This is a genomic window from Streptomyces vastus, assembly GCF_039532825.1.
GTDB lineage: Bacteria > Actinomycetota > Actinomycetes > Streptomycetales > Streptomycetaceae > Streptomyces > Streptomyces vastus.
Genome location: NZ_BAAASJ010000033.1, coordinates 146,492 through 169,971, shown reverse-complemented (window position 1 = coordinate 169,971; position 23,480 = coordinate 146,492). Strand labels below are relative to the sequence as shown.

The 23,480-nt window shown below is 69.5% G+C and carries 20 protein-coding genes and 1 pseudogene; 9 read left to right on the top strand and 12 right to left on the bottom strand.

Features of this window, described 5'->3' with window-relative positions; all coding sequences use genetic code 11:
* Positions 1–67: 67 nt before the first annotated feature.
* Positions 68–1,222, top strand: a complete 1,155-nt coding sequence (locus tag ABD357_RS17380; protein ID WP_344391094.1) for a serine hydrolase domain-containing protein — start codon at positions 68–70, stop codon at positions 1,220–1,222.
* An 812-nt stretch (positions 1,223–2,034) separates the two neighbouring features.
* Complete coding sequence (locus ABD357_RS17375; RefSeq protein ID WP_344391093.1) at positions 2,035–3,468, top strand: non-reducing end alpha-L-arabinofuranosidase family hydrolase; 1,434 nt, start codon at positions 2,035–2,037, stop codon at positions 3,466–3,468.
* Positions 3,469–3,827: 359 nt separating this feature from the next.
* On the opposite strand, the gene ABD357_RS17370 is transcribed toward ABD357_RS17375, so the two are convergent.
* Positions 3,828–4,589, bottom strand: coding sequence for a phosphoglyceromutase (locus ABD357_RS17370; protein ID WP_344391092.1), 762 nt, complete (start codon positions 4,587–4,589; stop codon positions 3,828–3,830).
* 148 nt (positions 4,590–4,737) lie between these two features.
* Here ABD357_RS17370 and ABD357_RS17365 point away from each other — a divergent pair.
* Together ABD357_RS17365 and ABD357_RS17360 are read left to right on the top strand one after the other, a co-directional pair.
* A pseudogene (locus tag ABD357_RS17365) lies at positions 4,738–5,481 on the top strand (MFS transporter).
* A 431-nt stretch (positions 5,482–5,912) separates the two neighbouring features.
* Positions 5,913–6,311 carry a hypothetical protein gene (locus ABD357_RS17360; RefSeq protein WP_344391090.1) on the top strand — a complete coding sequence of 133 codons (399 nt, stop codon included), beginning with the start codon at positions 5,913–5,915 and terminating at the stop codon, positions 6,309–6,311.
* Between the two features lie 29 nt (positions 6,312–6,340).
* On the opposite strand, the gene ABD357_RS17355 is transcribed toward ABD357_RS17360, so the two are convergent.
* The gene (locus tag ABD357_RS17355) at positions 6,341–6,802 is read right to left on the bottom strand and encodes a DUF2000 family protein (RefSeq protein WP_344391089.1); all 462 of its coding nucleotides are present in this window, start codon (positions 6,800–6,802) and stop codon (positions 6,341–6,343) included.
* Positions 6,803–6,851: 49 nt separating this feature from the next.
* On the opposite strand from ABD357_RS17355, the gene ABD357_RS17350 reads away from it, so the two are divergent.
* Positions 6,852–7,658 carry a helix-turn-helix transcriptional regulator gene (locus ABD357_RS17350; protein WP_344391087.1) on the top strand — a complete coding sequence of 269 codons (807 nt, stop codon included), beginning with the start codon at positions 6,852–6,854 and terminating at the stop codon, positions 7,656–7,658.
* A gap of 13 nt (positions 7,659–7,671) precedes the next feature.
* On the opposite strand, the gene ABD357_RS17345 is transcribed toward ABD357_RS17350, so the two are convergent.
* Both ABD357_RS17345 and mshA read right to left on the bottom strand, forming a co-directional pair.
* Positions 7,672–8,172 (bottom strand): type III secretion system chaperone family protein, encoded by a 501-nt coding sequence (locus ABD357_RS17345; RefSeq protein ID WP_344391086.1) that lies wholly within the window; start codon positions 8,170–8,172, stop codon positions 7,672–7,674.
* Positions 8,165–9,502, bottom strand: a complete 1,338-nt coding sequence (gene mshA / locus ABD357_RS17340; RefSeq protein ID WP_344391082.1) for a D-inositol-3-phosphate glycosyltransferase — start codon at positions 9,500–9,502, stop codon at positions 8,165–8,167. The genes ABD357_RS17345 and mshA overlap by 8 nt, the downstream gene beginning before the upstream one ends.
* 203 nt (positions 9,503–9,705) lie before the next feature.
* Between mshA and ABD357_RS17335 the strand changes: the two genes are divergently transcribed.
* The 3 genes from ABD357_RS17335 to ABD357_RS17325 all read left to right on the top strand — a co-directional run bounded on the left by ABD357_RS17335 (position 9,706) and on the right by ABD357_RS17325 (position 13,634).
* Entirely contained in the window at positions 9,706–10,518 is an 813-nt protein-coding gene (locus ABD357_RS17335) for a class I SAM-dependent methyltransferase (protein WP_344391081.1), read from the top strand.
* A gap of 336 nt (positions 10,519–10,854) precedes the next feature.
* A complete protein-coding gene (locus tag ABD357_RS17330; protein WP_344391080.1) occupies positions 10,855–11,934 on the top strand; it encodes a C40 family peptidase in 1,080 nt (359 codons plus the stop codon).
* Between the two features lie 359 nt (positions 11,935–12,293).
* Positions 12,294–13,634 (top strand): PP2C family protein-serine/threonine phosphatase, encoded by a 1,341-nt coding sequence (locus tag ABD357_RS17325; RefSeq protein ID WP_344391078.1) that lies wholly within the window; start codon positions 12,294–12,296, stop codon positions 13,632–13,634.
* Positions 13,635–13,651: 17 nt separating this feature from the next.
* Here the strand turns inward: ABD357_RS17325 and ABD357_RS17320 are convergent, their stop codons facing one another.
* The 3 genes from ABD357_RS17320 to ABD357_RS17310 form a co-directional block, all read right to left on the bottom strand.
* On the bottom strand, positions 13,652–13,981 hold the full coding sequence (locus tag ABD357_RS17320) for a DUF2516 family protein (protein WP_425584896.1): 330 nt from the start codon (positions 13,979–13,981) through the stop codon (positions 13,652–13,654).
* Positions 13,982–14,121: 140 nt separating this feature from the next.
* On the bottom strand, positions 14,122–14,724 hold the full coding sequence (locus ABD357_RS17315) for a hypothetical protein (RefSeq protein ID WP_344391076.1): 603 nt from the start codon (positions 14,722–14,724) through the stop codon (positions 14,122–14,124).
* 65 nt (positions 14,725–14,789) lie between these two features.
* On the bottom strand, positions 14,790–15,272 hold the full coding sequence (locus ABD357_RS17310) for a helix-turn-helix domain-containing protein (RefSeq protein ID WP_344391075.1): 483 nt from the start codon (positions 15,270–15,272) through the stop codon (positions 14,790–14,792).
* 189 nt (positions 15,273–15,461) lie between these two features.
* Here ABD357_RS17310 and ABD357_RS17305 point away from each other — a divergent pair, with 189 nt between their 5' ends.
* A complete protein-coding gene (locus tag ABD357_RS17305) occupies positions 15,462–15,986 on the top strand; it encodes a P-loop nucleotide/nucleoside kinase family protein (protein ID WP_344391073.1) in 525 nt (174 codons plus the stop codon).
* Positions 15,987–16,405: 419 nt separating this feature from the next.
* Here ABD357_RS17305 and ABD357_RS17300 read toward each other — a convergent pair whose 3' ends face one another.
* The 5 genes from ABD357_RS17300 to ABD357_RS17280 form a co-directional block, all read right to left on the bottom strand.
* Complete coding sequence (locus ABD357_RS17300; protein WP_344391072.1) at positions 16,406–16,654, bottom strand: hypothetical protein; 249 nt, start codon at positions 16,652–16,654, stop codon at positions 16,406–16,408.
* The gene (locus ABD357_RS17295; protein WP_344391071.1) at positions 16,651–17,985 is read right to left on the bottom strand and encodes a S8 family peptidase; all 1,335 of its coding nucleotides are present in this window, start codon (positions 17,983–17,985) and stop codon (positions 16,651–16,653) included. Before ABD357_RS17295 ends, ABD357_RS17300 begins: the two co-directional genes overlap by 4 nt.
* A gap of 247 nt (positions 17,986–18,232) precedes the next feature.
* On the bottom strand, positions 18,233–20,317 hold the full coding sequence (locus ABD357_RS17290; protein WP_344391070.1) for a HelD family protein: 2,085 nt from the start codon (positions 20,315–20,317) through the stop codon (positions 18,233–18,235).
* 90 nt (positions 20,318–20,407) lie between these two features.
* A complete protein-coding gene (locus tag ABD357_RS17285) occupies positions 20,408–21,022 on the bottom strand; it encodes a TetR family transcriptional regulator (protein ID WP_344391068.1) in 615 nt (204 codons plus the stop codon).
* A gap of 91 nt (positions 21,023–21,113) precedes the next feature.
* Entirely contained in the window at positions 21,114–23,255 is a 2,142-nt protein-coding gene (locus ABD357_RS17280; protein WP_344391174.1) for a phosphotransferase, read from the bottom strand.
* Between the last annotated feature and the right edge of the window lie 225 nt (positions 23,256–23,480).

The following is a 23,480-nucleotide window of genomic DNA, read 5'->3' as shown; positions in this document are numbered from 1 at the left end:
CGGTATGTTCAGGGAAGCCGGGGCCGCCCTTCCGCGCCCGGTGTTCCCGGCGGACGACGGAGGACCCATGTCCCAGGTTCAGGGCCACTGCGAGACACGTTTCGAGGCGGTGCGCGTCGCGTTCGAGGAGAACTTCCGGGACCGCGACGAGCTGGGCGCGGCCGTGACCGTCACGGTGGGCGGCGAGACCGTGGTTGACCTGTGGGGTGGCTGGGCGGATGCGGCGCGGACGCGTGCCTGGGAGCGGGACACGCTGGTCAACGTGTGGTCGACCACGAAGGGGCCGACGGCGCTGTGCGCGCACATCCTGGCCGACCGCGGGCTGCTCGACCTCGACGCGCCGGTGGCCGCGTACTGGCCGGAGTTCGCGGCGGCGGGCAAGGAGTCGGTGCTCGTAGGGCATCTGCTGTCGCACCGGGCGGGCCTGGCCGGGCTGCGTGAGCTGCACTCGCTGGAGCAGCTCTACGACTGGGAGCTGACCACGAAGCGCCTCGCGGCGACGGAGCCCTGGTGGGAGCCGGGCACGGTCTCGGGTTATCACGCGCTGACGTACGGCTTCCTGGTCGGTGAAGTGGTGCGGCGTGTCTCGGGGCTGCTGCCGGGCGCGTTCCTGGCGCGGGAGGTGACCGGCCCGCTCGCCATCGACTTCACCGTGGGACTGCCGGAGAAGGAAGCCGGGCGCACGGCCGAGCTGGTGCATCCGCCGGCCGCCTCGTCGAGTGAACAGGCGGCGATCTTCAGCCAGTTGGCGCCCGTGGCGCTGGCCGCACTGGCCAATCCCCTGGCGGGCGCGACCGAGGCCAATACGGCGGCGTGGCGGGCCGCCGAGATCCCGGCCGCCAACGGGCACGGCACGGCACGGGCGGTCGCCGCGCTGTACGGGATCTTCGCCGGGCGGGGGTCGTACGGTTCGCACCGCGTCCTCTCGCCGGCGGCTGCTGAGCGGGTCCGGGAAGGACAGGGCGCCTGCCGCGATCTGGTGCTCGGCGCCGGCTTCGAAAGCGAGACGGAGATCGGCCTCGGCCTCTGGCTCAGCGGCCCCAACAACTCCTACGGCCCGAATCCGAGGGCTTTCGGACACGACGGGTTCGGCGGCTCCTGCGGTCTCGCTGATCCGGAGGCAGGCGTCTCGCTGGGCTACGTCATGAACCGCATGGGGCCGCACATCGCCGACGACCCTCGGAAGATGGCGCTCATCGACGCCCTTTACAGCGTGCTCTGAGAGGCGGGGACACGCCGGCTGCGGGGAGGCGGGTCACGCTGCCCCGTGACGGTGATTTCGGAACACCTGCAGGACAGGCCACCGCCACAGCCGCGTTCCGAAACCTCCCCGCACCCGCGCATCGGGTGCGGGCACGCCACTTGACCTGCGTGGATGGCCGATGCGAAAAGCCCAGCCCAGGACACGCAGGATCGTCGCCGGCGACGGTGTACACCGCCATCCGATCGGCGACGGCGCACACCGAGGGCCGCGAGCGGCCCGCCCGACGAGGCCTTGGCACCCCGCTCGGCGAGTTCGTCGATGCTCCTTGCGCCGGAAACGACCGCGCGGGCACACGCCGGCAGGATCGCCGTCAGTGAGTACCACCGGCCCCGCCGCGAGCGCGGGTCGGGCACCGAGTCGAAGCAGGGACGCAGGTCAGCGAGCTGGCCGAGGTCAAGCGGACCCAGCTTCACAAGCACGGCAGGGACCCGGGGAAGATGCATCAGCAGGCACGGGACACTCTCGCGATCGTCAGGTGCAGGTCACCCGTAATGATCACCAAGCCAGTGCCCGTACTGCTACCTGCCCCTCACGCCAAAGACCCGTACAACCACGGAACTTGAAGCCGCCTGGTTTCAGCCTGCGGTCGTTTCGGCTCGCGAATTATGCGAGAAGTATTGACGCTGATCACCGGAACTTTATCATCCATGTTGCTCGACACTTCGACCCTTGTTCGGCATATCGAACACCTGGGGCCGCATCACACCGGCATCCGAACAGCCTCTGCCGGGGCAAGCCGGAGCCGCTTGCTCAAGGATGACGAGGTCCTTATGCACAGACGTAGTTTCAGCCGCAGACATCCGTCTGCGGTGCTCGCCGCCGTGGTTGCGGCCCTGGCCGCGTTGGGGGCGCTGCTCGTCGCCAGCCCGGCTCAGGCGGCCACCAGCGGCGACTTGCGCAGTGTTGCTTCCGGCCGGTGTCTCGATGTGGCGGGCTTCAGCCAGACCGACGGCACGAACGTGCATATCTGGGACTGCCACGGCGGAACCAACCAGCAGTGGACGTTGACGGACAGCAACCAACTGACCGTGTACGGCAACAAGTGCCTGGATGTCCCGGGCCACGCCACCACGTCCGGGACCCGGGTGCAGATCTACACCTGTAACGGCGGTGCGAACCAGCAGTGGCGGGTGAACTCCGACGGCACGATCGTCGGCGTCCAGTCCGGGCTGTGCCTGGACGTCTCGGGCGGAGGTACGGCCAACGGCACGGCGGTGCAGATCTGGTCGTGCCACGGCGGCAACAACCAGAAGTGGACCGGCCTGTCCGGGACGGGCAACGCGTGTGCTCTTCCGTCGACGTACCGGTGGACCTCGACGGGTCCGCTGGCGCAGCCGGCGAACGGGTGGACCTCGCTGAAGGACTTCACCACCGTGACGTACAACGGCAGGCACCTGGTCTACGGGACCACCTCCAACGGATCGTCGTGGGGCTCGATGGGGTTCAGTCCCTTCACGAACTGGTCGGACATGGCGTCGGCCACCCAGACCGGCATGAACCAGCTCGCGGTGGCGCCCAAACTGTTCCACCTCTCGACCAAGAACATCTGGGTGCTGGTCTCAAATGGGTGGGGAACCAACTGGCCCTTCGCCTACCGCACGTCCAGCGACCCCACCAACCCCAACGGCTGGTCCGCCCCGCAGGCGCTGTTCACCGGCAGCCTCCCCGAAAACTCGGGAGGCTCCCTGATCGACCCGACCGTGATCGCCGACGACCAGAACATGTACCTGTTCTTCGCCGATGACAACGGCAAGATCTACAGGTCGACCATGCCGCTCGGGAACTTCCCCAGCAGCTTCGGCTCGTCGTACACGACGATCATGAGCGACACGGCGAAGAACCTGTTCGAGGCGCCGGAGGTCTACAAGGTCCAGGGCCAGAACCAGTACCTCATGATCGTTGAGGCTCGGGGTGTCAATGAGGACCGCTTCTTCCGCTCGTTCACGGCCTCCAGCCTGAACGGTTCGTGGACCCCGCAGGCCGCCACCGAAAGCAACCCCTTCGCGGGCAAGGCCAACAGCGGTGCCACCTGGACCAACGGCATCAGCCACGGTGACCTGGTCCGCAACAACCCCGACCAGACCATGACCATCGATCCCTGCAACCTGCAGTTCCTCTACCAGGGCTACTCCACCAACACACCGGCGGGCACTGACTACCTGAAACTGCCGTACCGGCCGGCCCTGCTCACCCTGCAGCGCTGACCCGCCTGATCCACGGTTCCTTGACACCCACGGAACGTGGTTCATCCACCCAGGGGCACCGGGTGTGGTTCAAAAGGCTCTGCCACTGATGGCTCGCACTGATTGGCCGCCCTGTGCCCCACGACGACTCGGCTGCCAATTAGTGCCCGGCCTCGGCGTCATCCTCGGCGCCGAGTTCCTGGCCGCCACCGGCGGTGACATGACGGTCTTCGGCAGCGCCCCGTAGCGCTCCTGATCGTCCTCGACATCCGCGTCCGCCCCCTGCGCCGTCACACCTGGCACCCCAGAGACGGCCCGGGCCCACCAAGAAGCCCCCTACCAGCGGAGAAACCGCGGGTAGGGGGCTCGTTCAGCTCTTCTTACTTCTTCTTGCCCTGGTTCTTGACCGCCTCGATCGCCGCCGCCGCGGCCTCCGGGTCGAGGTACGTGCCGCCGGAGTTCACCGGCTTGAAGTCGGCGTCGAGTTCGTACGAGAGCGGGATGCCCGTCGGGATGTTCAGGCCCGCGATGTCCGCGTCCGAGACGCCGTCGAGGTGCTTGACGAGGGCGCGCAGCGAGTTGCCGTGGGCCGCCACCAGGACCGTGCGGCCGGTGAGGAGGTCGGGGACGATGCCGTCGAACCAGTACGGGAGCATGCGGACGACGACGTCCTTGAGGCACTCCGTCTGCGGGCGCAGCTCCGGCGGGAGGGTCGCGTACCGCGGGTCCTCGAACTGCGAGTACTCGGCGTCGCGGTCCAGCGGCGGCGGGGGCGTGTCGTACGAGCGGCGCCACAGCATGAACTGCTCCTCGCCGAACTCGGCGAGCGTCTGTGCCTTGTCCTTGCCCTGGAGCGCACCGTAGTGGCGCTCGTTCAGGCGCCAGGTGCGGTGGACCGGGATCCACAGGCGGTCGGCGGCCTCCAGCGCGAGCTGCGCGGTGCGGATGGCGCGCTTCTGGAGGGAGGTGTGTACGACGTCGGGCAGCAGGCCGGCGTCCTTGAGCAGCTCACCGCCGCGGACTGCCTCCTTCTCGCCCTTCTCGTTGAGGTTGACGTCCACCCAGCCGGTGAACAGGTTCTTCGCGTTCCATTCGCTCTCGCCGTGGCGGAGGAGGATCAGCTTGTACGGTGCGTCGGCCATGCCCCGAGCGTAATAGACGCCCTCAAGCCGTCGTGTGGCTGCCCGGCAGCCGGACAGTCGACGGCGTTCGCTAATTGGGTGGCCGGGCGGAGCGGCGCACTTGTAAGGCACAGAAGTAGCCTAAGCCGCTTACATCCGGGGGATTCCGATGTCACGCGCCGCCATGAAACGCGCCGTCCGCGAATCCGTCTCCGGATTACCCCGCGCGTTCTGGTGGCTGTGGCTCAGCACGCTCGTCAACCGGCTCGGGGCCTCCGTCGCCACCTTCATGGCCCTGTATCTCACGCTCGACCGCGGCTACTCCGCCTCGTACGCCGGTCTCGTCGTCGCACTTCACGGACTCGGCGGGGTCGTCTCCTCCATCGGCGCGGGGGTGATGACCGACCGGCTCGGGCGGCGGCCCACCCTTCTCGTCGCCCAGTCGTCGACGGCCGCGAGCGTCGCGCTGCTCGGCTTCATGCATCACCCGGTCGCGATCGCCGCCGTCGCCTTCCTGGTCGGCGCGACCAGTAGCGTTGGTTACGGCTTCGGTCTCACCGCCTTCGCCGGGTCCGTCGGAGCCATCGCGCTCACGGTATGCGTCTGGTCCCTCGCCGAGATCGTCATCGCACCCACCCAGATCGGCCTCGTCGTCCGCCTCTCCCCGCTGCACGGCCGGGGCCGCTACCAGGGCGTCTACGCGTCGGCCTGGCCGGTGGCCAGCCTCGTCGCGCCGCTGATGGCGGGCGGAATCATCGACGGGTTCGGAACGTAGTGGCTGTGGGGGACGTGTGCGGTAGTGGGAACGGTGGCGGGTCTCGGGTACTGGGTGCTGATACGCCGGTTGCCGGAGGAGGAGCCTGCGACGGGGTCCGCCGCGTCGCCCGCGAAGCCAGGGGTCAGGGCGGCGTGAAGCACTCAGGGCGTACGACCATGGGGCTCCCGTACACCGGCAGGGGCACCCCGCGGGTCAGACACGGTCAGGTGCCCGGTGCCGTGGGGCAGCCAGGTGAAGGCCTTGCCATGTTCGGCGGAGCGGCGACTCCAGCTTGTCGGCGAGGGCTTCGGGGCCCTCTCGGAAGTGCTGTCGGCCTTCGTAATGGACCGACCGTCCTATTTCTCTAGCCGCTTCCACCAGACGTACGGCGCCACGCCCCGCGAATGGCGGCAGCTCGCTCACCATCGGGCCACTCTCCCGCCCCCTGCTGAGCTCTGGACGCAGCCCTGGACGCCCCCGCGCCCGGGACCCCTCCCCGCCCCAAACCCCCATAGTTCAGGGGCTGCTGGAAGACGGGTTGCGCCGGGTCGTCGGCGCTTACGGGAAGACGGGATGGGTGAGGGCCCATGGTCACTGAAGCTCCGGCGCGTATGCCGCTCAAGGTCAAGATCGCCGTGGTGGTGGTGTGGATTCAGGCTGTCCTCAATGGCCTCGGCGGGTTCTTCATCCTGGTCGAGGTGAACGACCGGCTCGACCACGGCCAGGACGTCGACGGTCTGATGCGGCCGCTGGCATACGCCTCCATCATCCTGGCGCTCATCCTGGTCACCTGCGCCGTGCTGGCGCGGAAGCGGTACGGCTGGGTGCGTAACACCGTGCTCGTCATCCAGGCGTTCGCGGTGCTCAGCGGCCTGATCGGGCTGGTCGCCTCGGGCGGCGCCCCCTCCTTCGCCGCCGGCGTTGCCTTCGCCATCGCGATCGCGTCCGGGTTCACCGGCGAGGGAGGGAAGTGGTTCGACCGCTGAGGGCCGGCAACGGGACCGGGGCCAGGACCTCAGGGATGCATCCGCGCCCCCTTCACCACCTTGTCCACGCCGTTGCGCGGCCCGTACACCGCGAGGCCCACCAGGTCCAACTCCCCTGCGGCGACGGCCCGTACGGCCGCGCGGTTGTCCCGGTCATTGCCGGTGGTGAACAGGTCGGATGTGAAGACCGAGCGGGGCAGGGCGCGGGTGAGGGCGCGACTGTGGGCTGCGGTCAGCGTCTCCTTGGACGCTTCGAAGATCATCACGGGCTGGCGGATCATCGGCAGGTACGGGGTTCCGTCGGCGTCCTCATACGGCTCCCCAATCACCTCGGGCAGCTCTGTCCCCAGGCCGCTGACCAGGAAGGCGGTCACATTCAGACGCTGCCAGGACTCCAGGTCGTCCCGCAGGAGTACGGCGATCTTTGTCTCGGTGGGGGTCCCCCCGCTCGAGCGAAGCCGAGAGTGGGGGCGGGTCGGTTCGTTGTTCATAGAACGAGACTCACGGCTGCCGTACGCCACCGTCTTGTACGTTTCTTGCATGGTGTCCCGGCAGGAAGTGTCCGCCTGGCGCCCGCATGTCCCGGGTGTCGTGGAGGTCTTCCACGCCCACTTCACCGAGTACGCGTACCCCATGCACGTACACGACGCGTGGACCCTGCTGATCGTCGACGACGGCGCCGTTCGCTACGACCTCGACCGCCACGAGCACGGCACCCCGCACGACACGGTCACCCTGCTCCCGCCGCATGTGCCGCACAACGGCTCTCCCGCGACCCCGCACGGCTTCCGCAAGCGCGTCATCTACCTGGACGCGACCCAGCTCGACGAGAGCTTCATCGGCCCGGCGGTGGACGGCCCGGACCTGGCGGATCCCGTGCTGCGCACCCGAGTCGGACAGCTCCACTCGGCCCTGAGGCATCCCGGTGACGAGTTCGAGGCCGCGAGCCGGCTCGCGCTCATCGGCGAGCGGCTGCGCGGGCATCTGCGGCCCCGGCTGCCCGGGGAACGGCCGCCGCCTGACCACGGCGTCGCGCACACCCTGCGCGAACTCCTCGACGCCCGCCTCGTTCCGGGCATCGCCCTGGACGAGGCCGCGCGGCTCGTGCATGCCCATCCGGCCCATCTGGTACGGGCGTTCAGCGCGGCCTTCGGTATCGCCCCGCACCAGTACCTGATGTCCCGCCGGGTCGACCGCGCCCGCCGCCTGCTCCTCGGCGGTGACCCTCCGAGCGAGGTGGCGACGGCGACCGGCTTCTACGACCAGTCCCATCTGACGCGGCATTTCAAGCGGTTGGTGGGGGTGACTCCGGGCCGGTACGCCCGTGTCGGCTCCCGTACTGCCTGATGTGGACCATGCGTCAGTCGCCGCGCGGTTTGGTGAGATGCGCGAACGCGTCCAGGTTGCGCGTCGATTCGCCGCGCGACACCCGCCAGGCGTACTCCTTGCGGATCGCGGACGCGAAACCGAGCTCGAGGAGGGTGTTGAAGCTGCCGTCGGCGGCCTCCAGGACCGAGCCGAGCAGTCGGTCGATCTCCTCGGGTGTGACGGCGGACAGGGGGAGTTTGCCAGTCACGTAGACGTCGCCGAGCGGGTCGACGGCGTAGCCGACGCCATAGAGCTTGAGGTTGCGCTCCAGGAGCCAGCGGTGGACGCCGGACTCGTTCTCGTCCGGGTGCCGGATGACGAAGGCGTTGAGGGAGAGGGAGTGTCTGCCGACGATCAGTGAGACCGTCGTGGACAGCTTGCGGGTGCCGGGGAGCTTCACCACGTAATTGCCGGGTTCGGGGCTCTCCCACTCCAGCTCGGCGTCCTTGAGGACGCCCTCGACGACCTGTGCGGCCTGCTGTACGTCAGCCATGGTGGGAGCGTACGCGACGGCGGTGGTCGTGGACCGCCGCCGTGTAGACGTCCGCCGTGGCCGAGGCCGCGGTGTTCCAGCCGAAGGACTTGGCGTGCCAGGCGGCGGCCTCGCCCATTCGCCCCGGGAGCGCGGGGTTGTCGGCGAAATCGCGCAGCACGCGCGCGTAGTCGACGGGATCGTGGCCGGGGACCAGAAAGCCCGTCTCCTTGTTGCGTACGGCGACGGGGAGTCCGCCCACCGCGGCCGCGAGCACCGGAGTGCCGGTCGCCTGCGCCTCTATGGCGACGAGCCCGAACGACTCACTGTAGGAGGGCATCACCAGGACGGACGCGGCCCGGAACCAGTCCGCGAGCTTGTCCTGGCCGACGGGTGGGCGGAACCATACGACGTCGGCTATGCCCAGGCGGGCGGCGAGTTTCTGCAGGCCCTCCGGCTTGGCGAGGCCGCTGCCACTCGGACCGCCCACTACAGGGACGACGATTTTCGAGCGGAGTTCCGGGCGCTCCTGAAGGAGGACGGCCACCGCACGCAGCAGTACGTCGGGGGCCTTCAGGGGCTGGATGCGGCCCGCGAAGAGGGGGATCAGAGCGTCCTGCGGGAGGCCCAGGCGGGCGCGGGCGGCGGCGCGGCCGTCGGCGGGGCGGAAACGGTCGAGGTTCACGCCGGGGTGGACGACTGCGACCTTGCCGGGGTCGGCGTCGTAGTGGCGTATGAGCTCGTCGGCCTCTTCGGATGTGTTGGCGATGAGGCGATCGGCGGCGCGGACGATCTGGGTCTCGCCGATGACGCGGGCGGCCGGCTCGGGGGTGTCGCCCTCGGCCAAGGCGGCGTTCTTGACCTTCGCCATGGTGTGCATGGCGTGCACCAGGGGGGCGCCCCAGCGTTCGGCGGCCAGCCAGCCGACATGGCCGGAGAGCCAGTAGTGCGAGTGCACCAGGTCGTAGTGGCCGGGACGGTGACCGGCCCAGGCCTGCATCACGCCATGCGTGAAGGCGCACAGCTGGGCAGGCAGATCCTCTTTGGCGAGGCCTTCGTATGGGCCGGCGTCGACGTGGCGTACGAGGACGCCGGGCGCGAGTTCCACCGCGGGCGGCAGGCCTCCGGTGGTCGCCCGCGTGAAGATCTCGACCTCGATGTTGATCGCGGCGAGGCGCTGGGCCAGCTCCACGATGTAGACGTTCATGCCGCCGGCGTCGCCCGTGCCGGGCTGGTGCAGTGGCGAGGTGTGCACGGAGAGCATCGCGACGCGGCGTGGCCTGCGGTGCAGCCTGAGCCTCGAGGGTGCCGCCGGGGAGCGGCGCCCGAGCCTGCTCACGTACTGGCTCACGTGGCGTTCCTCCTTGCTGCGGGCATGCCTGACCGGAGGACCTGGAGTGCCCTCCAAAGCCGGAACACCGGAGCACCCTGCTCCATTTCCTCTTTACCGAATCATTGCCGAATCTCGCTCAACCGTTCGAGGCTGCCGTGCGTAGACGTGGTGGCCGACACACTCCGGGCTCACTGTCAGAGCCGCCCCATACCCTCGTACGCATGACATCCCGCGCAGCGCCCCGCCCCTTGGGAACCGTGACGCGCGGAACCACCAACCCCAACCGGCTTCGGCGCATGGACCGCTGGATCGCCGCGGTGCACGGCGCCGAACTGCGCCGGGCCGGCGACGCGGTGGCGGTCGACCTCGGTTACGGAGCCGCACCCTGGACCCCGGTGGAGCTCCTCCAGCGGCTGCGCACCGTTGCTCCACGCGCGCGCGTGGTCGGGGTCGAGATCGATCCGGCCCGGGTCGCGGCGGCACGGCCGTACGAGCGCGAGGGGCTCGCCTTCCGGCACGGCGGCTTCGAGATCCCGCTCCCGGAGCGGCCCTCGCTGATCCGCGCGGCGAACGTGCTGCGCCAGTACGAGGAGGCGGAGGTGGCCGAGGTCTGGGCGCGGCTGTGCGCCCGCCTCGCACCGGCGTGCGCCAACTCGCGCGGGGGACTCCTCGTCGAGGGCACCTGCGACGAGATCGGCCGACGGCACGTCTGGGTCGCGCTCGGCGCCGAGGGCCCGCGCACCGTCACGTTCGCCACCCGCCTCGGCTCCCTGGACCGCCCCTCCGACCTGGCCGAACGCCTCCCCAAGGCGCTCATCCACCGCAACGTCCCCGGCGAACCGGTGCACGCCTTCCTGCGCGACTTCGACCGCGCCTGGGCGGCCGCGGCGCCCTACGCCTCGTACGGCGTCCGGCAGCGCTGGATACGCGCCGTACGCGACCTGACGGCCGACTGGCCGGTCACGGACGGCGCGACGCGCTGGCGGCAAGGCGAAGTAACTGTTCGGTGGGGGGCGTTGGCGCCACGCGGGTAGCCCCGGCTGCCATCCCGGCGCGCGATCCCGCGATCCCGCGATTCCGCGCCCGCGCCCGCGCCCGTGATCGGCGTGCGGCGATGCGGCAATGCGGCGATGCGGCAATGCGGCAATGCGGCAATGCGGCAATGGAACGATCTCCGTGAGTCGTTCGTCACATGGGCGGGGAGATCATCGTCGAGCGGGCAGTGAACCGAGGGGAGTTGCCGAGTGGGCGGTGACCCGAAGGGAGTTGGGGGAGTTCGCGTCTGCCTCTGTCGGATTGCGGGACGCCATGGCACCATCCCCCGAGGCATCCGTAAGTTACTGACGGTAAATCAGTTTGGGGAGCGGAGTATGGGAGCGGGCAAGCGGAGCCTGACCACGGTGACCATGGCCCTGGCCTGCGCGGCGGCCATCCTGGCCGCGCCCGGGGTGGCGTACGCGAATCCGACACCGAGCCCGACACCAACACCGACGCCGTCCTCAACGCCCGCGAGCACCAAGGACCTTGAGGCGATCCGCAAGAAGCTGGACAAGCTCTACCACGACGCGGCGGTCGCCACGGACGCGTACAACGCGGCGGAGGAGAAGACGGAGAAGCAGTCCGCCCAGATCGTGGAGCTGGCCCGCGCGATCGTCGAGGGGCAGGAGAAGCTGGACAGGCTGAAGGACCGGGCGGGTGCGGCGGCCCGCGCCCAGTACCGCAGCGGCGGACTGCCGCCCGAGGCGCAGCTGATGCTCAGTGACGACCCGCAGGACTATCTGGACGGCGCCGGCCGGGCACGCCAGGGCGAGCAGGCGACCAAGGGCATGCTCGCCGAAATGGCCCGTACGCAGAAGGACTTGAAGCAGTACGCGAAGGACGCCTCCGCCCAGTGGAAGAAGCTGGAGGCCAACCGCAAGGCCAAGGCCGAGGCCAAGAAGAAGGTCACGAAGCAGATCGCCGCCGCCGAGAAACTCGAGTCAGAACTGGAGAAGGAAGAGAAGGAGAAGCTGGCCGAGCTGGAGCGGGAGGCCGCGGCCAAGGCGCAGACGACCTGGCTGGATTCCGGCGTACTGGAGGAGGTCAAGGGCGAGGCGACGGCGGCGGGCAAGAAGGCCGTGGAGTACGCGACGGAGCAGCTGGACAAACCGTATGAATGGGGCGCAGAAGGCCCGACGACGTACGACTGCTCCGGGCTGACCTCGCAGGCGTGGGCGTCGGCCGGCCAGGCCATCCCGCGTACCTCGCAGGAGCAGTGGAAGCAGCTCGACCGCGTCGACATCAAGGACATGCGGCCGGGCGACCTCATCATCTACAACCCCGACGCCAGCCATGTCGCCATGTACATAGGCGACGGCGCGATCATCCACGCCCCCCGGCCGGGGCGGACAGTGACGATCGCGGGCGCGGGCTCGATGCCGATCCTGGGGGTCGTACGTCCGGCCGCGTGAGGGGACATGAGGGGATATGACGGAAGTGAGGATGCGGACGACGCCCTTGCCGCACCAACACTCCCGTGACTCATATCCCGTGAGCCACACTCCCGTAACCCCTGACACGTGACGCACACCACGTGACGTGCAGCACGTTCAGCGGCCCCGATCAACCCCGCCAACGTGACGTTCGTCATTACCGGGAGAGCCAATCGATGTCCAATTCCGTGAGGGGATGCGGCATATGACGGGGGCCGTTTTGCGCACCGGGTGTTTTTGGCCATTCCGTTGTGATGGCGGCGGACGCTATGGTCCCCGTCGGTGGGCGAGACCCCTTGTCCCACCGTGCCCTCGGGGGGAGGGAAGGAACCAAGACGATGCCCGTACCCGTACCGCGGCAGAGAGCGATCCCGGCCGTGGAAGGTGGTCAGGCTCGCGCCGCCTCCAGAGTCGGCGCCACGGCCGAAACCGCGTCCACACCGGGCGCCCCGGCCGGCCAGGCGCCACCCTCGGCCATGCGAGGTGCCGGCGACTCGGCCGGCAGCACCTCGCTGATGCTGCTCGTGATCGAGGACGATCCGGCCGGTTCGCTGAGCGTGCCCGAGCTGCTCGACTCGGCAGGCAAGCCGATCCGGGTCCGCACCGCCCGCAACCTCACCGAGGCCGAGCGGCTGCTCACCGACGACGTCCACTGCATACTGCTCGACCTCGCGCTGCCGGCGCCCGGCCGGGCCGCCGAGGGCGACGACGAGCTGGCCACGCTCAAGCACGTACTGCGGCTCGCGCCCCGGCACGCCGTCCTCGCGCTCACCGCGTCCGGAGACGCCGAGCGCGGCGCGGAAGCGGTGCGTGTCGGCGCCCAGGACTACCTCTTCCGCGATGAGCTGGACGGCCGGCTGCTCAGCCGCGCGATCCGGTACGCGGTGGAGCGAAAACGGTCGGACACCGCCGAGCGGCGGCTCGCCGAAGGCCGGGTACGCGCCCAGGAGAACCGCCGCCTGCACCGCGGCCTGCTGCCCACGCCCCTCCTGGAGGGCTCCTCACTGCGCTTCGCCGCGCGCTACCGGCCCGGCCGCTCGCGCGCACTGCTCGGCGGTGACTTCTACGACACCGTGCGCACCCCGGACGGCACCGTGCACGCCATGATCGGTGACGTCTGCGGGCACGGCCCCGACGAGGCGGCGCTCGGCGTGGAGCTGCGCATCGCCTGGCGCGCCCTCACGCTGGCCGGCCTGTGCGGCGACGAACTGCTCGGCACGCTCCAGCAGGTCCTGGAGCACGAGCGCTACAGCGACGAGATCTTCGCGACGCTCTGCACGGTGGACATCGCACCGGACGGCCGCCGCGCCGGCCTGTGCCTGGCCGGACACCCCACCCCGCTGATCGCCCGCGTCGGCCGCGTCGCCGAACTCCTCCCGTACGAGAGCGGCGGCCCGGCCCTCGGCCTGCTGCCGAACGCGCGCTGGCCGCGCCGACAGGTGGAGCTGGGCGGTGCGTGGAGCCTGATGCTCTACACGGACGGCCTGATAGAGGGCCGGATCGGCGCGGGAAAGGAGCGGCTGGGCCAGGAGGGGATGGTCGACATGGTCCGCCGCCAGCTGGCACAGGGCCTGAGCGGCGAGGAACTCCTGAGAGCGGCCGTGAACGAGGTCCGGGACCTCAACGGCGGAGAGCTGACGGACGACGTGGCGGTACTGCTGCTGGAGCGCCTGCAATAAACCCCGGACGCGTGCGGTCAGCGTCCGCCGTTATAGGGCCCGTACGGACCGTCACTGCTGCTGCCACCGCGACGGCCGCCGCCGCCCGTGACCCGCTTGAGCTCGGGGCGTACGTCCACAAAGAAGACGATCGTGGCGATGAGCCCGGCGATCTGCAGGAACAGGATCGGCACCAGCAGGTTCACGGCGACCGTGACGCCGAGGATGATCATCCAGAACATCTTGTTCTGCTTGTCCGCGGCGCGGTACGCGTCATCGCGGGCCATCGCCGCCATCACCAGCGCCACCACGGCGAGCACCAGCATGCCGAGGAAGAGCAGCGACATGAAGCCGCCGAATGCCGTCATCAACACTGTGCCCACCACCCGAGTCGAGTCGTCTCTACGCCGTCACCGTACCCGGAGAACGGGTCGGGGACTCCGATAGTGCCCGGAGTCCCCGACGGTTCTTGCTCTGGTGAATCTCTGTTTACGCCCTCCACGCCTGCTTACTTAGTGGGCGGCGTGGTCTTCTTGGCCGGGGCCTTGCGGGCGGCCGGGGCCTTCTTGGCCGGAGCCGGCTTCTTCGCCGCGGCGGGCTCGGACTTGGCCTCGGCGGGCTTCTCGTCCCTCACGTCGGAAACCGCAACCGGCTCCGGCTTCGGCTCGACGGCGACCGCCAGCTCCTCGATCTCCTCGGCGGCCTCGCCGCGCCAGGTCTTCACGGTCTGCTCGCCGTGCTCGGCGACCTTCTCGTAGGTCTCGCGCGCCTTCACGGCATACTCGGCCGCCACGCCGACGCTGCGCAGGGCGAAGTCCTGAGCGGTCTCACCGATCTTCTTCAGGTCGGTGTCGAGCGTGCTGATGAACTCCGTGACCTTGCCCTGAAGGGTCTCCTGCGCCTCCTTGGCGCGGGTGGTGGCCTTCTCCTGGACGGCGTTCGGGTCGATGTGCCGGACGGCCTCGATACGGGACGGGGCCTCGGTGCGGATCTGCTCCACGATGCTGGGCACCTTCTTGGCCTGCTGGAGGGCCAGGTCGGCGGTGCCGGCGGCGAAGTAGAGCGGGGTCGGGTCGCTGAAAGTCTTGCGCAGGTCGTGGGTGATGGTCATGGCTATGGTCCTCCGGAAAGCTGTGTGAGTGAGGGTTTTAGGTGAGGGTCTACGGGTCTGAGGGTCTACGTGTTGGTCTGCTCGGCCCCGCTGCCGTCGGCCGTGCGGGCCCTGTCAACGGCGGTGACCCGACCATCCGTTACGCCCTGAGGGTCCAGATCATCCTGAATGCCCTGGATTTCCTCGACATCCTTGATCTCGAAGCCGTTCTCCTTGCGGAACGACTCGTAGATCTGGAGCAGCACCTGTTTCTGCCGCTCGCTGAGCGTCGGGTCGGCGATGATGACGGCTCGCGTCTCCACCTCGTCCCGGTCCCGCTCGGCGTCGAGGATCCCGGCCCGCACGTACAGCGTCTCGGCGGAGATCCGCAGGGCCTTGGCGACCTGCTGCAACACCTCCGCGCTCGGCTTGCGCAGCCCGCGCTCGATCTGGCTCAGATACGGATTGGACACCCCGGCGGCCTCGGCAAGCTGCCGCAGGCTCAACTGCGCATTGCGCCGCTGTTCCCGCAGATACTCACCAAGATTGCCGACGTTGAGCGTTGCCATGCCCCCACTTTGCCCCAGCCGTGCTAACTATTGCAAGCGCCTGCTTGCAATAGTGCGCTACGCCACTGTGCCGGGTCGCTGTGGCTCGTCACGCCAAGTGTCGCGTCGGCGAGCCGAGAGACGCCGAAGCCGTGCCGGATTTCTGCTGTGCCCGATCCCGCGGTCCGCGCGGCGCTAGCGTGAGGTCACATGATCGTATGGCTCAACGGCACCCATGGCGCGGGCAAGACGACCACCAGTGCACTCGTGCAGCAGCTGATCCCGGATTCCCGGGTGTTCGACGCCGAGAAGGTCGGCGAGACACTCATGGACATCACGCCGGGGCTGCCCAGGACGGACAACTTCCAGCACTGGCCGCCGTGGCGGCCGCTCGTCGTCGAGACCGCCCGCCACGTACTCGACTACGCCGGCGGGACGCTGGTGATTCCCATGACCGTCCTGGTCGAGCAGTACTGGCGCGAGATCAGCACGGGCCTCGCCCAACATGCCATTGACGTACGGCACTTCGTCCTCCACGCCGACCAGGACACCCTCCGCGGGCGCATCGCGGGCGACACCGTTCTTGGCCCCAACTCCCCGTTCCGTCTCAAGTACCTCGAGCCCTACGCCGAAGCGGCCCGCACGTGGCTGCACGGCGAGGCCGAGGTCGTCGACACCACCCACCTCACGCCCGCCCAGGCCGCCCACGAGATCGCGGAGGCCGTCAGGAGTTGAGGTCCGCTCGCCACAGCCGGCGTGACGAGTCACACCCGTCGTGTCGGCCGGCTGCACAGCTCGTTCCGGCCAACGCAGCGGACTGGGCAGCGGCGACGGACTCCGCCAGCACTTCCATCGCGCGCTCGGCACCACTCCGGCCGCCTACCGCCGCACTTTCCGCATGCCGCACGGGGCTCCGCCCCGGACCCCGTTTCGGGGGCCGGCCCTCGAACCCCCGGTCTTCAAACGCCGGACGAGCTGATTTTCCGCCGGACGAGCTGATTTCAGCCCGTCCGGCGTTTGAGGACGAGGCCGTTCAGGCCGATGGGGGTCTGGGGGCGCAGCCCCCAGCGGGCTCCGGGGGCGGAGCCCCTGGTGGGGGTCCGGGGCAACACCCCGAGGATGGGACGGGTAGGGGCGGCGGGGGCGAAATCAACTCACTGGATCGAGGAGTCCGGCGGCGGCAATTGGACCGTGCGGTCCCGGTCGACGGCGTCGACGCCGTCGACCGCCTCCAGGGCCGGGATCCGGTCCTCCGCGACGGTCCCGGAGAGCGTGCCGAGGACCGGCTGCTCTCCGGTGACCGTCAGCCCGGCCTGCCGCAGAGCCTCGACCACCTCGGCGAACCGGTCGGGGTCGACCGCGAGGATGACCCCGACCGGCGCGGACCGGGACGGCTCGCTCACGGGGCCTGGAGCAGGCCCGAGCCGACGTCCCTGACGGGCTGCGCCAGCGGGAACGCGCCTGCCTTCAGACGGGCCACGAGATCGGCCGCGGACCCGTTGGGGTTCGCCTCGGCGAGCAGGGCGAGGACACCCGCGACGTGCGGTGTGGCCATGCTCGTGCCGTTCAGGTTCTGGTACCTGCCGCCAGGGGCGGCCGAGCGCACGTCTCTGCCGGGCGCGGCGATGTTGATCTCGCCGCCCTGGCCGTTGATGCCGCCGTTGGAGAAGAACGACGGAGTGAGTGCCCTGTCGAGGGCGGCCACCGCGAGGATCGAGGGACAGTTGGCGGGCCGGCTGACAGGGTGAATGACCGGGGGCCGCTCGCTGTCGTTGCCGGCCGCGGCGACGATCACGGTCCCGCGCTCGAGCGCGCGCTTGGCCAGGATCTCGTACGTCTGCGGGAAGAGCTCCCCCGGTCGGACCCGCGCGCCGAGCGACATGGAGATCACCCGCGCGCCGCGGGCGACGGCCCAGGCCATGCCCGCCAGGATCTGGCCGTCCGCGCCGCTTCCCCTGTTGTTGAGGACCTTTCCGGCGAGGACCCGGGCGTCGCAGGCAACACCGTACCGGGGTCCCTGCTGGGGTTTGGCCGGGCCGGCGACGGTGCCGATGCAGTGGGTGCCGTGGCCGTTGCCGTCCTCGACCGCCTCGCCGACCACGAAGGACATGGTGTCCTCGATGCACCCGACCAGGTCCGGGTGGGTGATGTCCACGCCGGTGTCGAGGACGGCGATCTTCACACCGCGTCCGGTCAGATGGGACAGGTTGGCCCGGATTGCCTGCAGGCCCCAGGTGAAGCTCTGTTCGTCCGAGGCCGGGCCCTGGGCGGCGGCGATTTCGGCCCTGGTGTGGCGGTCGACGATCTCCTCGTCACTGCGGTAGGCCGGGTAGAACTCTGTCGGCGCCTGCGTCGGGGCGGTGATCGGCATGGCGTACACCATGCGTTCCGGCTCCGCCGCGAGGATCGTCGGATCGGCCTCGGCCGCGGTCACCAGCGCGTGGCGCTGGTCGGGCCGCACCTCGACGACGGCGGCGGCGAGTTCCTCGAAGTGCACCGAGACGTCGGGGCGCTCCAGCAGTTCGGAGACGTTCCCCGCCTCGGCACCGCGGACACGTTCGACGGACGCGATGTCGGCGGATGAACGCAGTGCGTTCAGTCCGCTTTCCTGGTTGCTCGGGTCGAGCAGGACCACGTACCGACCGGTGTACTCCGCATCCTGGCCGGTGGCGGATGCGTTGGGTCGATTGGGCTGCCCGTCGAAGGCGCGCCTGTCCATGGGTCCGTTCACCATGTGGCTTTCCCGCTTTCTGTGCGCTCCCCCTGTTTCGTGGACGCACGCCGAGGCACGGGCTGTCGGACGCCACGGATCGCGGGGCGCGGTTCAGTCGTATATCGACGCGTACTGCCGTTGACCTGCAAGGTTGTCCATTGCGGGCCGTCGGCATTGCCCCCCGTTCACGGTGGCACCGGGCACGCGGACCGGCAACTCAGGACCGTCCACCGGGTCGTGGGGCTGGTTCGCAAGGCTTCGGGCGGCCTCAGTCGAACGGCAGCGCCCGACCGTGCACCACATCGAGCCGGGACACGGCCCGGGTCAGCACGACATACAACCGACGCAGCCCTCGCGCACTCGCCCCCGTGGCTCCCTCCGCCTCGGCCTCTGCCTGTGCGTCCCCCTCCGCGATCGCCGCCGGCTCCACGGCGACGACATGGTCGTACTCGAGCCCCTTGGCGACCCCGGCCCCCAACACCGCGACCCGCGCGCCCAGTTCGTCGGGCCCCGCCGACTCGATCCCCGCGGCCCCGAGCGCCTTCCGCACCCGTACGACGTCGGAGTCGGCCGTGATGACCCCGACGGACCCATCGCGGGCGAGCGCGTCCCGCACGGCCGCGACGGTCTCCCCGACGACGTCCGCGGCCTGCCGAATCCTCACCTCGCCGTCGCTCCGCAGTGATCGAGCCGCGGGCACCCGCACATCCAGCCGCGCCAGCAGCCGGTTCGTCAGCTCGACCACCGCCCCCGGCACCCGGAACCCGGTCGTCAACGGCACCACCGCCGCCTCCGGTTTCCCCAACTGCCCGAGCAGCCCGGCCCAGTCGCGCGCGGCCCACGGCGTCGTCCCCTGCGCGAGGTCACCGAGTACCGTCAGCGAGCCGAAGGCCGCCCGCCGCCCGATCGCCCGGCACTCCATCGGCGACAGATCCTGCGCCTCGTCGATCACCAAGTGCCCGTAACCCTCCGGGTGTTCGACCAGTCCCGCCACCTCGTCGAGCAGCACGAGATCGGCCGCCGACCACCGCGCCGACTTGTACGACCGAGGCGGCCGGGCCCACAGAATCGCCTTCTGCTCGTCCGCGTCCAGCACCCCGTCAGCCGCCGCAGCCAGCGCGTCCGGATCGGCGAGCAGCTCCGCGACGACCTCCTCCGGCCGCACCGCGGGCCAGGCGCCGTCGACGTACGCGCTGACGGCCCGCGCCCGCTCGATCTTCCGCACCCATGCGTTCGTCACCGGCCCCGCCCGCCGCTCGGCCTGCCGCTGAATGTGCCGCACGACCCGCGTCCTCACACGCTCACGCCCGACGGCGTACGGCGGCTCCTCGTCCCGTACGCCCGCCACGATCCGCGCCAACTCCCCACCGGATACCCGCCATCGGTACGAACCGTCCGGCACCGCGAGGTCGCCCGGACCCCCGGCCCGCACCCGGGCATGCAGCGCCCGGCGCAGCACTTCGGCCATCCGCACGTCGTGCTTCAGGACGGCCGCCGCTTCCGTGTCCGTGGCCGTCACGGGATGGCGGGCGATCTCGTCCGCGAGGGTCGACTGCCGTACGCCCGTCTCGCCGAGCGCGGGCAGCACCTGGGAGATGTACGAGAGGAAGGTGCGGTTGGGTCCGAGAATCAGCAGGCCGGAGCGCTGGATGCGCTGCGGGTGCGTATAGAGGAGGTATGCGGCGCGGTGCAGTCCGACCGCGGTCTTGCCGGTGCCCGGGGCGCCCTGCACACAGACGGAGATCGCCAGGTCGCCGCGTACGAGATCGTCCTGTTCGGGCTGGATGGTCGCGGCGATGTCGCGCATGGGGCCGACGCGGGGGCGCTCGATCTCGCCCGCGAGGATACGGCTCTGCTGCCGCGACTCCCCCGCACCGGGCCCCGCCCCGAATTGCTCGTCCTCCAGACCGGTGAGGCCGGCGGACTCGCCCAGGCTGCCCGGTGCCCAGCCGAACCGCCGGCGCACGCGGACGCCCTGCGGGTCGCGGGCGGTCGCCTGGTAGAAGGCGCGCGAGACGGGGGCGCGCCAGTCGACGACGAGGGGCGGGGCGGCGGGGTGTTCGCTGATCCTCAGCCGCCCGACGTGGTAGCTCTGCCCGGCGTGTTCACCGCCGTCGAAGTCCAACCGCCCGAAGAACAAGGGCCCTTCGGGCAACTCGCGCAACTGCTTTGCCTTGCTGCGCAGTTGATACCCGAGCACTTCGGCGTCCGCCCCGGAGGCGGAGACGTCCTCGCCGGTGACGACGTGCTCCTGGGCGTCGTCGATCATCGCCGCGAGGGCGGCTCGGCAGGTTTCGTGATGGGCGCGTTCTTGGGTGAGGGCCTGCTGGAGGGAGGGCTCAGGGGACGTCATTCCAGCAAGGATAACGACAAAAACGTTACTCGGTTAAATTTCTTATCGAGTCTCAGTGGTGGTGCCGGCAAGCCACGACCCCAATGCGCCTCATGCGTACCGCTTCAGCCCCGCCTCCAACTGCCGAAAGGCCAGCCCCGCCGCGGCGACGGCATCCGCCCGGACCTCCGCCACGCGCTCCCCCGCCGCCATCCGCCGTACGTTCTCCATCGCGAGGATCCGCCGCACGGCGACAATCTGCCCGGCGGCGAGCCGGGCCTCCAGGTCCCCGCCGAGGGCACGGGCGAGCGCCTCCTCGGACCGCTCCAGAAACCCGTACAGCCGGGCAACGAGCGAGGGCGTCCCATAGAGCAGCCGGTGAAAGGCAAGCACGGGCTCCGCGTCATTGAGCCCGGTGACGGGATCACACCGCTCCAGCCCATCGAGGAAGTGCAGCCGCAGCGCATCGAGCGGCGACTGCCCCTCGCTCCGCTCGTCAACGACCCGCGCGGCCTCCTGCTCATGACCGGCGAACCGGTGCAGGACCAGGTCCTCCTTGGCCGGGAAGTACCGGAAGAGGGTCGGCTTGGAGATCTCGGCGGCGGCGGCGATCTCGGCAACGGAGACGGCATCGAACCCCCGCTCCAGGAACAGCCCGATCGCGACCTCGGAGACGTCCTGGTACATCCGCCGCTTCTTGCGCTCGCGCAGTCCCGTGTTGCTCATGCGGACGAGCGTACGCACCAGAGGGCCGCATGCGAGCGGAGCGGCTGGGCGGCCGGTTGCGGCCCCTCGCCTCGGGCCGTCCGGCGACGTGTCATGCGCCTACAGTGAACCCGGCCCGACTGATGCCGCCATGGTCTCCGTACGGCAACGCGCGGGCAAGATAGGGGTTCGCGGTAGCGCGAGTAGGCAGTCCGAGTGACCCCTTGGCCACCGCGAGGGTCACAGCGTACGAGTCCACTGCCCTGCGGACGTTCGGTGCGTCGAGGCTGGCACCTGTGACCAGGCGGTCGAGATCCACATAGGCGGAGCGGACGCTCTCGATCCACCGGTAGACGCGCCAGTCCTGCCGCCAGTCCTCCGTGTACGTGCTGGAAAGCCCGCGCTCCCAGCGGCGGAACATGCGCTCGCGGATATCGGGCTGGGTCGGGGTGAGATGCATGTGGCGGACCAGGTCGTACAACGGGTCGCCGACCATCGCCATCTCCCAGTCGATGATGGTGAGGGCGAGCGCGTCATCGCGGCGCACGAGGTTCCAGGGGTTCAGATCACCGTGCAGCAGGGCCGGCCGGCGCGGTGTCACGCGGTGCCGAGACAGGATCTGCCTGAGCCGGGAGGCATCGGGCAGGCCGAGGTTGCGTGCCATCAGCTTCGATTCCTTGGGCAGTTCCCGGACGAGCGCCACCAGTTGCTCGCTCAGCCAGCCGTAGAACTCCGACGCGTCCGCGATCTCACCAATCGGGTCCAGAGGAAGGTAATCGACGCTGGTCAGCGCGCAGAGTTGGTCCACCAGCCCGTCCGCCTCATGAGGCAGCAGTCCGTGCACCGGATGACTGGGGGGTTTATCACCGTCTGGTGGACCGACGTAGGTGTGAATGGCGAACGGGTCGTTCTGATAGCTCGTGCCCAGGGCGAGCACCCGAGGTGCCGTCACCGCGACCTGCGACCGTTCGATGGCCCGGAGCACGGCGTGCTCGCTGAGAAAGCTGGGCTCACGGCGGCTGACCGATGCCACCTTGCGGCGTACGACGACTGGAAAGTCGACACCCGGAACCCGCACCACCGAGTTGAGGTGTGCGGTGCCCTTGAACACCCGGGTCGCGGGGGCTGCCCCCTCCGCGATCAACGCGTCGAATACCGCGGACTTCGGAAAATCGGGATGCTCCGGCACCCTCGGATCCGGATCCCAGCTGATGACGTTGACCGACCGGACACCCGAGAGCCGATCACGCCGGGACGCCTGCCACCGGAAGAGAACCCTCTCGATCTCCGTCTCGCTCGCCACACTGGCGAGCCGGAGAGGTTTCGCGGCGGCCTCCAGAGCACTGCGCACCGATGCCGTCGCCTCGTCCAGGCTCTTCTGGTCGAACGATTCCTCAAGGGACTTCGCCGCACGCATCACATCGGGATAGACGGACTGGGCCCGCTCGAAGTCGATGTAGTGGCGCAGGTCCTTGGCGAGGCCGTTGACGGCGAGAGGGCGCGTTGCCTGTACCGCCTCCGCCCACGCGTCGATGGCCTCGTCCCACTGGAACTCGGGATACCGCATGCGGACGAGGTGCGTGGCGAGATCGTGCAGAGGGTCACCGTAGGACGCGAGTTCCCAGTCGACGCAGATCAGGGGCGGGACACCGCTGTAGGTCACGATCACGTTGTCCCGGTGGAGATCCGCGTGCAGCAGGCTGTACGGGCGGCGCGCCATGGCGGGCACCCGGTCGGCCAGACGGGTCAGGGCGTCCCCGGGGATGCCCAGAGCCGTGAACAGTCCGCCGAAAGCAGGCCAATTGGCCTGACGGACCTGCCGGTCCGCCAAGCGCGCCAGCGTACGCAGGAACCCCTGGCTGTCCTTGTCGTTACGCGGCCAGGAATCGGGCAGCGGCGGCAACGCCTCTCTGCGCACCTGTGACATCTGTGCCAGCAGCTCGGCCAGCGCCTTGATCAGCAGTCTGTCGACTGGCTTGCCGTTCGGGCAGACGTTGGAGAGGGGGACGCCCTCCACATAGCTGTGGACGGCGGAGCCTCCGCGCTCGGCAAGGCACTCCGGTACGTGACGCAGGACGCCCCTGATGGCGTTCAGAATCTCCGACTCGTGCTGCCAGGTCCTGATCACGACCGGCAGTGCCTCGGGCTTGCGGATTCGCACCGTCACGGATGTGCCGGCATCACGCCGCACATGGCGGGCCATCTCCTCGGTCAGAGGCAGCACATAGTTGCGGTTGTGATAGCCACCGCTCATCGCCCCGTGCTCTTTCGCCAGGTCCACGAACTTGTCATAGGCCTGATCGGCGAACTTTTGCTCCCAGGAGAAGCGGCTGGGATCAGGCAAGGTGAGCACTGGCCGCTCCTGGCTGACGTTCGAAGGTGAGCACACACTAGCGTCGGCGGAGATCCCTCACGACCGGAGTCCGTTAAGTGTTGGTCTCAATGAGGTATACGAGCCCTCTGGGATGGGCATGCTTGA